This is a genomic window from Frigoribacterium sp. MEB024 (assembly GCF_000878135.1).
GTDB lineage: Bacteria > Actinomycetota > Actinomycetes > Actinomycetales > Microbacteriaceae > Frigoribacterium.
Window position 1 is genome coordinate 1 of sequence record NZ_JXQZ01000104.1, and the last position, 9,181, is coordinate 9,181.

Annotated in this window: 8 protein-coding genes and 1 pseudogene; 7 read left to right on the forward strand and 2 right to left on the reverse strand. The window is 71.3% G+C overall.

From position 1 onward, the window contains the following. Together SZ60_RS15105 and SZ60_RS15110 are read left to right on the forward strand one after the other, a co-directional pair. The coding region (locus SZ60_RS15105; protein ID WP_043597375.1) for an ATP-dependent Clp protease ATP-binding subunit at nt 1-2,156 on the forward strand (2,156 nt) is incomplete at its 5' end. A gap of 18 nt (nt 2,157-2,174) precedes the next feature. Further along, the gene (locus tag SZ60_RS15110) at nt 2,175-2,798 is read left to right on the forward strand and encodes a phosphoribosylanthranilate isomerase (RefSeq protein WP_043597377.1); all 624 of its coding nucleotides are present in this window, start codon (nt 2,175-2,177) and stop codon (nt 2,796-2,798) included. A gap of 14 nt (nt 2,799-2,812) precedes the next feature. Here the strand turns inward: SZ60_RS15110 and SZ60_RS15115 are convergent, their stop codons facing one another. Continuing rightward, on the reverse strand, nt 2,813-3,859 hold the full coding sequence (locus SZ60_RS15115; RefSeq protein WP_043597379.1) for a low specificity L-threonine aldolase: 1,047 nt from the start codon (nt 3,857-3,859) through the stop codon (nt 2,813-2,815). 125 nt (nt 3,860-3,984) lie between these two features. Between SZ60_RS15115 and SZ60_RS15120 the strand changes: the two genes are divergently transcribed. Together SZ60_RS15120 and SZ60_RS16680 are read left to right on the forward strand one after the other, a co-directional pair. Then, a complete protein-coding gene (locus SZ60_RS15120; protein WP_043597380.1) occupies nt 3,985-4,905 on the forward strand; it encodes an AEC family transporter in 921 nt (306 codons plus the stop codon). Nucleotides 4,906-4,979: 74 nt separating this feature from the next. Further along, nucleotides 4,980-6,467, forward strand: coding sequence for a hypothetical protein (locus SZ60_RS16680; protein ID WP_052505451.1), 1,488 nt, complete (start codon nt 4,980-4,982; stop codon nt 6,465-6,467). Nucleotides 6,468-6,480: 13 nt separating this feature from the next. On the opposite strand, the gene SZ60_RS15130 is transcribed toward SZ60_RS16680, so the two are convergent. Continuing rightward, nucleotides 6,481-7,317: an exodeoxyribonuclease III gene (locus SZ60_RS15130; RefSeq protein WP_043597387.1), complete on the reverse strand. Its 837-nt coding sequence runs from the start codon at nt 7,315-7,317 to the stop codon at nt 6,481-6,483. Nucleotides 7,318-7,425: 108 nt separating this feature from the next. Here SZ60_RS15130 and SZ60_RS17315 point away from each other — a divergent pair, with 108 nt between their 5' ends. The 3 genes and pseudogenes from SZ60_RS17315 to SZ60_RS17570 all read left to right on the forward strand — a co-directional run. Continuing rightward, nucleotides 7,426-7,680, forward strand: a complete 255-nt coding sequence (locus SZ60_RS17315) for a hypothetical protein (protein ID WP_156155631.1) — start codon at nt 7,426-7,428, stop codon at nt 7,678-7,680. Nucleotides 7,681-7,729: 49 nt separating this feature from the next. Further along, entirely contained in the window at nt 7,730-8,281 is a 552-nt protein-coding gene (gene pyrE / locus SZ60_RS15135; RefSeq protein ID WP_043597383.1) for an orotate phosphoribosyltransferase, read from the forward strand. Beyond that, nucleotides 8,278-9,181, forward strand: a pseudogene (locus tag SZ60_RS17570) (hypothetical protein); the annotation flags it as partial. The gene pyrE and the pseudogene SZ60_RS17570, both read left to right, overlap by 4 nt.

Below are 9,181 nucleotides of genomic sequence, written 5' to 3' on the forward strand. Positions count from 1 at the left end.
AGCAGAAGACGGCCCTCGAGAAGTACGGCGTCGACCTCACCGCCATCGCCCGCCGCGGCAAGCTCGACCCCGTCATCGGCCGCGACGCCGAGATCCGTCGCATCAGCCAGGTGCTCACCCGCCGCACCAAGAACAACCCCGTCCTGATCGGCGAACCGGGCGTCGGCAAGACCGCCGTCGTCGAGGGTCTCGCCCAGCGCATCGTCGAGGGTGACGTCGCCGACAGCCTGAAAGACAAACGCCTGATCAGCCTCGACCTCGCCGCCCTCGTCGCCGGCGCCAAGTACCGCGGCGAGTTCGAGGAGCGTCTGAAAGACGTGCTGAGAGAGATCACCAAGAGCGACGGCCAGGTGATCACCTTCATCGACGAGCTGCACACCCTGATGGGTGCCGGCGGGGGCGAGGGCTCGGTCGCCGCCTCGAACATGCTGAAGCCGATGCTCGCCCGTGGCGAGCTGCGCCTCATCGGCGCCACCACCCTCGACGAGTACCGCCAGTACATCGAGAAGGACGCCGCCCTCGAGCGCCGCTTCCAGCAGGTCTACGTCGGCGAGCCCAGCGTCGAGGACACCGTCGCGATCCTCCGCGGGCTCAAGGAGCGCTACGAGGCGCACCACGGGGTCACGATCACCGACGGCGCCCTGGTGGCCGCCGCCTCCTTGTCGAACCGCTACATCCCCAGCCGTCAGCTGCCCGACAAGGCGATCGACCTCGTCGACGAGGCGGGCTCCCGCCTCAAGATGGAGATCGACTCGTCGCCCGTCGAACTGGACCAGCTCTACCGGGGTCTGGTGCGCCTCCAGATCGAGGAGCTCGCCCTCAAGAAGGAGACGGACGACGCCTCGCAGGTGCGCCTCGCCGCCCTGCGCGAGACCATCGCCCAGCAGCAGGCCGCCTACGACGACCTGAACGCCCGGTGGCAGGCCGAGAAGGCCGCCCTGCAGGGCGTCGGCACGTTGCGCAGCGACCTCAACGACGCCCGCATCGACGCCGACCGCGCCCTGCGCGAAGGCCGTTACGAAGACGCCGCCCGCATCAGCTACGAACGCATCCCCGACATCGAGAAGCGCCTCGCCGACGCCGAATCGTTCGAGAAGTCGGGCGACCGGCTGGTCAGCGACTCCGTCACCGACAGCGACATCGCCGAGGTCGTCGCCGCCTGGACCGGAATCCCCGTCGGACGCCTGCTCAGCGGCGAGACCGAGAAGCTGCTGCACCTCGAGAGCGAACTCGGGAGGCGCCTCATCGGTCAGAAGGCGGCCGTCCAGGCCGTCAGCGAGGCGGTCCGACGCACCCGCGCGGGCATCAGCGACCCCGACCGCCCGACCGGCTCGTTCCTCTTCCTCGGCCCGACCGGAGTCGGCAAGACCGAGCTCGCCAAAGCCCTCGCCGACTTCCTCTTCGACGATGAGAAGGCGCTCGTCCGCATCGACATGAGCGAGTACGGCGAGAAGCACAGCGTGTCCCGGCTCGTGGGCGCGCCTCCCGGGTACGTGGGTTACGAGGCCGGCGGCCAGCTGACCGAGGCGGTGCGTCGTCGCCCGTACAGCGTCGTGCTGATGGACGAGGTCGAGAAGGCCCACCCCGAGGTCTTCGACGTCCTGCTGCAGGTGCTCGACGACGGTCGGCTGACGGACGGACAGGGGCGCACCGTCGACTTCCGCAACACGATCCTCGTGCTGACCTCGAACCTCGGCTCGCAGGTCATCACCGACCCGTCCCTCAGCGACCCCGAGAAGGAAGAACTCGTGCAGGGCCTCGTGCGTCAGGCGTTCAAGCCCGAGTTCGTCAACCGACTCGACGACATCGTCGTGTTCTCGACCCTCAGCACCGACGACCTCGGCCAGATCGTCTCGCTCTACGTCGACCGCCTCGGCCGGCGGCTCACCGACCGCCGCCTCTCGCTCGCCGTCACCCCCGACGCGCGGGCCTGGCTCGCCGACCGCGGCTACGACCCGATCTACGGCGCCCGTCCCCTGCGCCGTTTGATGCAGCGGCAGATCGACGACAAGCTCGCCATGGCGCTGCTCGGAGGCGAGATCGCCGACGGCGACACGGTGCGGGTCGACGCGGCCGACGGAGGTGAGGGGTTGACGGTGGTGCGGTACGACGTCGGCGAGCCCACGCCCGACGACCTGGACGACCTGCCCGCCTGATCGCGGCAGACTGGAACCATGCGCACCTGGGTGAAGATCTGCGGCCTGTCCACGCCCGAGACGGTCGACGCGGCCGTCGAGGCCGGGGCCGATGCCGTGGGGTTCGTGTTCGCCCCGGGCAGTCCGCGCACGATCGACCCCGAGAGTGCACGCGAGCTGGCGGCGCGCGTGCCGGAGGGCGTCGAGACGGTCGGCGTCTTCCGTGGCCAGGGCATCGGCACGGTGCTCGACCTCGCCCGCGCCTCCTCGGTGTCGACCGTCCAGCTGCACGGCGACGAGACCCCGGCCGACGTCGCCGCCGTCCACGCCGAGGGCTTCCGCGTGATCCGCGCCGTCAGCGCCGCCGCTTACGCGGCCGAACCCGAGGAGGCGCGGGTCGCGTTCCGCGAGGACGCCCTGCTGCTCGACGCGATCGACCCCGGCGCCGGCGCCGTCTTCGACGCCGCCCCGCTGCAAGTCGCCCCACCGACCCGTGAGTGGCTGCTCGCGGGCGGGCTCACGCCCGACACCGTGGCCGGTCTGCTGGCGGGGCTGCGGCCGATCGGCGCGGTGGGCGTCGACGTCAGCTCGGGCGTGGAGTCGAGTCGTGGTGTGAAGAGCGTCGACCTGATCCGTGCGTTCGTGGACGCCGCCCGGGGCTGAGCGACCCGGGGGCCTCAGCCGATCAGTGCTCGGGCGTCCTCGACCAACCGGTCGACGTGGGCCTCGGTGGTGTCGAACGAGCACATCAACCGCACCTCGCCGGTGGCGCGGTTCCAGTCGTAGAAGTGGTGCGCGGCCCGCAGGGGCTCCACGGCCTCGCGGGGCAGCACGACGAACACGGCGTTGGCGTCGACGGTCTGTGTGACGGTGACGCCCGGCAGTGCTGCGAGCCCCTCGGCGAGGCGAGCGGCCATCGCGTTGGCCCGGGTCGCCGACCGCAGCCAGAGGTCGCCGTCGAGCATCGCCAGGAACTGCGCCGAGACGAAGCGCATCTTCGAGGCCAACTGCGCGTCCATCTTGCGCAGGTAGACCAGGCCGGCCCGCGCCTCCTCGGAGAAGGTCACGACCGACTCGCCCAACACGAGGCCGTTCTTCGTGCCGCCGAACGAGACCGAATCGACGCCGGCGTCGCGCGTGATCGCGCGGAGCGGGACGCCGAGCGATGCCGCGGCATTGGCGAGGCGGGCGCCGTCGAGGTGGACGCGCATGCCGAGCGAGTGCGCGTGGTCGGTCACGGCCCGGATCTCGTCGGGTGAGTAGACCGTGCCGAGCTCGGTGCTCTGCGTGATCGTCACCGCGAGGGGCTGAGGACGCTGCTGGTCGCCCCAGCCGTAGGCCTGCCGGTCGATCAGCTCGGGAGTCAGCTTGCCGTCGGGCGTCGGCACGGTCAGCAGCTTGATGCCGCCGAGGCGCTCAGGCGCCCCGCCCTCGTCGGTGTAGACGTGGGCGGTCGTCGCACAGATCACGGCGGCCCAGCGCGGCGTCAGGGCCTGCAAGGCGGCGACGTTCGCACCCGTGCCGGTCAGGACGGGGTCGATCGCCGCCCCCTCGCCGAAGGTCTCGACGACGACCTCGGAGAGGCGCTGCGTATAGGGATCCGCGCCGTACGAGCCGACGTGGCCGCCGGCAGCGTCGACGATCGCCCGCAGCACCTCGGGGTGGGCCCCGGCGTAGTTGTCGCTGGCGAACGTGTGGACCGAGGGATCGTGGAGGCGCGTCACCCGTCGATTCTGCCCGACCGCCGACCGCCGCGGAGGTCGACGACGGGCCGAGGAGGCGTGGGTCGCGCCGCGGGCACCGTTCGGGCGAGCTGGGCAGGGCCCCGGGCGTGCGACAGGATGGACCCATGGGTGGAGTGCTGATCGGGTTCGCGATCATCGGTGTGATCATCGTGACCGGGTACGTCGTCGGCCGCATCGACCTGCTCGGGGAGTCCGGTCACCGGGTGCTCTCACGCCTGGTCTTCTTCGTCCTGACGCCCTGCCTGCTGTTCTCCACCATCTCGCAGGCCGACGTCCACGTGCTGTTCTCGCGCCTCCTGGTGGTGTCGGCCATCGCGTCGCTCGTCGCGGCCGTCCTCTCGGTCGTGGTGCTCAAGCTCGTCCTCAGGCGCAGCGCCGCCGAGACGGCCATCGGCACGATGGGCGGCGCGTACGTCAATGCCAACAACATCGGCCTGCCGGTCGCCACCTACGTGCTGGGCAGCGCCACCTTCGTCGCTCCGGTGCTGCTCTACCAGCTGCTCGTGCTCACGCCGATCGTGCTCGCCGTCATGGACACCGTGACGAACCGCGGCAGCAGCATCGGCCGGACGATCGCGCGCCCGTTCACGAACCCCCTGCTGATCGGGTCCGCCCTCGGCGTCGTCGTCGCGGTCACCGGTCTCGAGATCCCGCAGGCCGTCCGCGAGCCCTTCGAGCTGGTGGGCGGGGCCGCGGTGCCCGTCGTCCTGCTGTCGTTCGGCATGTCCCTGTACGGGTCGAAGCCGTTCCAGGCCGGGCAGGGGCGTGCTGACATCGTGGTCGCCGTCGTGCTGAAGCTCGTCGTGATGCCCGTCACCGCCTGGCTGCTCGGCGCGTTCGTGTTCGACTTCGGCCGCGACGAGTTGTTCGTCGCGGTCGTGCTCGCCGGACTGCCGTCGGCCCAGAACGTCTTCAACTACGCCCAGCGCTACCAGACGGGTGTGGTCGTGGCTCGCGACACGGTGCTCGCCACGACCGTGCTGTCGGTGCCGGTGCTCGTGGTGGTCGCGGCCCTGCTCGCCTGATGTGACCACCGAAACTTCACATCACTCGTTTTTAATGACACCCTGAGGGCTCACTTTCCACGAAAGGTGCTCCCTTGATATCGATCCCACCGCCGGCACGCGTCCTTACGGGTGCCGTCCTGTCGGCTGCCCTCGTCCTGACCGCGCACCTCCCGGCGACGGCCGCCGTCGCCGGCCCCGTCGCGCCCGAGTCGCCGTCGACCTCCGAGTCCCCGTCGACCTCCGAGTCGCCGTCGACCCCCGAGGGGCAGGAGGCGCGGGTCCCGTCACCGGCGGACGATCCGACTCCGCCGCCCTCGGACGCAGCGACTCCGAGCCCGTCGCCCTCGTCCGAGCCGCCCGCGTCGGCCCCACCCGAAGCCCCCGTCGAGACCGGTGCCGAGACCGGCGCCGAGACCGGGATCGAGACCGGTGCCGAGACCGGGGCCGCGACCGAGGCCTTGCAGACCGCCGAGTCCGGGGTCGCCGCGCTGACCTCGCCCCTCGAGGTGCTCAGCCATGTGGACGGCGAGTCGTACGAGGCCGGTCCCGCCACGTTCTTCGGCTCGGGCACCCCCACGGCCACCGTCGTCGCGACCAACCAGTGGGGTGTCGAGATGGGGCGAGCCACCGTCGCCGTCAACGGCCGCTGGGCCTTCACCCGCAACCTCGGGCCCACCACCCGGTCGTACGAGCTCGTCTTCAGGCAGACGCTCGGGGCCGAGAGTGACCAGCAGGCCCTCGAGTTGTTCTACGCGGGGTCCGTCGAGCTCTCGGTCGGCAGCCACGTCGACGGGCAGCTCTACTCGGCCGGGCCCACGGTCTTCGCCGGGCACGGGGCCCCGAACGCGCTCGTCACGGTCGTCGACGCACGGCTCGGTGAGATCGCCCGCACGACGACCGCCCTCTCGGGTCGGTGGTCGGTCGGGGCCGACCTCGTCCCCACCCTCGACGGGTATCGCCTCACCGTCACGCAGACGCGGCGCGACATCGACCCTCAGCGGGTCCCGCTGAACCTGGAGTACGCGGCGGCGCTCGTGCCCCTGGGGGTGGACAGCCACCGGGACGGTGCCCCCTACGGCCCGGGGGTGGCGACCTTCTCGGGACGCGGCACCGTCGGTGCCCGGATCACCGCGGTCAACCAGTGGAACACCCCGATGGGGTCCGCACGCGTCGGCGTCGACGGCCGGTGGGCCTTCGACCGCAACCTCGGGCCGACCTCGTCCGGCTACGAGATCACCTTCACCCAGACCCGCGGGCCGGCCGTCGACTCGGCGGTCGTGCACCTCACGGTGCCGGTGCTCACCGACCTGGTCGTGACGACCCCCGATCTCTCGGACGGCTCGGTCGGCGACGGAGACGTCATGACGACGTTCCGTGGCACGGGCACGCCGTTCGCGACCCTGCACGGGGCCAACCAGTGGGGCACGGCCTTCGGCGACACGACGATCGGTGCCGACGGCCGGTGGGAGTTCCGTCGCTGGCTCGCCAAGGGCACGCGCTACGACCTGACCTTCACGCAGGTCTCGTGGACGGGCGAGACCGTCGTCACCGAAGGGTTCGGGTTCGACGTCGAGCCCTGACGTCCGGTCGGCCTCAGAAGATCATGGGCCGGTCGTCGTCGAGCCCGGTCTCGAGATCGAGGTCGACGACGACCGGCACGTGGTCGCTCGGCGCGTCGCCCTTGCGCTCGTCGCGATGGATCGCGACCGACGTGACGAGATCGTCGAACGGCTTCGAGCCGAGGACGAAGTCGATGCGCATGCCCTCGTTCTTCGGGAATCGCAGTTGCTTGTAGTCCCAGTAGGTGTAGCCCTCGGGCAGTCGTGAGCGGACCACGTCGGTGAGGCCGACCTCCTCGAAGCGGAAGAACGCGTCCCGCTCGGGCGCGCTGACGTGGGTGTGACCCTCGAAGACCGACATGTCCCACACGTCGGTGTCGAGGGGGGCGACGTTCCAGTCGCCCATCAGGGCGAGCGGCTGGTCGGGTCGTTCGGCCAGCCAGGTCTCGGTCTCGGCGGCCAGCTTGGCGAGCCAGTCGAGTTTGTAGGCGTAATGCGGGTCGGCGAGTTCGCGCCCGTTCGGGACGTAGAGGCTCCAGAGCCGCACGCCTTCGACCGTGACGCCGATCGCGCGCGCCTCCTTGGGTTGGTCCGGGCCTTCCTGGCCCTTCGCGAAGCCCGGCTGCGACGGGAAGGTGATCTCGACGTCCTCCATCGGGAGGCGGCTGACGAACGCGACGCCGTTCCACTGGCTGAGCCCGTGCAGCTCGACCTCGTAGCCCGCTTCGCGGAAGGCGTCGTAGGGGAACTGCTCGGGCTTGCACTTGATCTCTTGCAGGCCCGCGACGTCGACGTCCTCACGGACGAGCCAGTCGACGACCCGGCCCACTCGAGCCCGGACGGAGTTGACGTTGTAGGTCGCGACACGCATGCCGACCACGGTACCGGGCGAGCATGAGACGGGACGGCTCTGCCGAGTCGTTGCCTAAAGGGCATCGAAACCCTTCCCAAAGGGCAAGGGGCGCGCTAGAAAATACACATGTCGCATGAGGGGCCAGGGGGAACGGGCCGACCGGGCCAGAGCAGCCGGTACGAACGTGCGCACGGGGTCACCCCTGCTCGCATCGAGACGTACCCGAAGCGTCACCCGGTCTCCGTGGACGTCCGTGTGGCCCGGCTCGCCCGCTCGGCGGTCGTCCGCTACGAGGACTTCTTCCTGCCGCCCGGCACGTGGGCCGACCTGCACCGGCTGACCACGCGATCGCTCGACCGGTCGTCCCGGGGCGGTCGCTGAGCCGGCCCGCCCCGGCGTTCCCGGGCCGCCTGCTCTACCATGGGTCACCGTGACCGACGCACGCACGCAGCTCATCGACTACATCGGCTCCGAGGCCGTCTTCCACGGCGACTTCACGCTGACCAGCGGCAAGAAGGCGACGTACTACATCGACCTCCGCAAGGTCAGCCTCGATCACCGCGTCGCCCCCCTGATCGGCCGGGTCATGGTCGACCTGATCGACGAGGTGCCCGACGTGTTCGCGGTGGGCGGTCTCACCATGGGCGCCGACCCGATCGCCGCGGCCGTCCTGCACCAGGGGGTCGCCCTGGGCAAGGACTACGACGCCTTCGTCGTGCGCAAGGAGCCCAAGGACCACGGCCGCGGCAAGCAGGTCGAGGGGCCCGATCTCGCCGGCAAGCGCGTCATCGTGCTCGAGGACACCTCGACCACGGGGGGTTCGCCCCTCGCGGCCGCCAAGGCCCTCGAGGCCGTGGGGGCCGAGATCGCCGCCGTCGCCGTGGTCGTCGACCGCAGCACCGGCGCCCGCGAGGTGATCGAGGCCGCGGGCTACCCCTACTACGCCGCCATCGGCCTGGAAGACCTCGGGCTGAAGCCGTGACCGACGACCGGCGGGGTGACGACGGCGACGACGCCGGGCGGGACGACGCCAGCGACTGGCTCGCGGCGCAGTTCGACGGCACCGAGGACGACGACTCCGACGGCGACGGCGACGGCGACGGGGCCGGGCGAGACGGCGCTGCGGCCGACACCCCGTCAGGAGGCGCGGGTCGTCTTCCCGACGTCGCCCCCGAGGACGTCCCCACCCAGGCGTTCGACCTGCCGCCGGTCACACGAGCGGTCGAGGTCCCACCCGACGACGAAACCGAGCGCCGGGGCGACCCGGGTGTCGGGCAGGCATCGTCGGACTCGTCCGGGGAGCCGCCGACGCCGACCCCCCTGCCGTTCGTCGTGCCCGAGTCCCCGGCGGGGACGCCTCCGCCGAAGACCTCGGGCCACCCCCAGGCCCTCGACCTCGGTGCGCTGACGGGTGCCGTGCCACCGTTGCAGCCTCCGTCGTCCGTGCCGACTCCGGACCTCCCCGCGCCGTCCGAGTCGCAGCAGCCCGACCCGGAGCCTGTGGGTGACGGGCATCCCGCCGCTCCGCCGCCGGTCCCCGCGGACGTGGGGGACCCTGCCGACGTCAGCGACGAGCCGGGGCCGTTCACGGCACTGATCTCGGCGCCCCGGCCCGAGTCGGCCGAACCTGCGACCTTCGACTGGAACGCTCTGCCCGAGCCCGAGCCCGAGCCCGAGCCCGAGCCCGAGCCCGAGCCCGAGCCGGAACCCGAGCCTGTATTGGAACCGGAACCCGAGCCCGTATCGGAACCGGAACCGGAGCCCGAGCCCGTACCGGAGCGCGAGCCGGAACCCGAGCCCGTGCCGGAGCAGGAGCGCTTCTCAGCTACCGAGCCCGAGCCCGAGCCCACGCCCGTCGTCGAGGGCCGCGAGGGTGGTACCG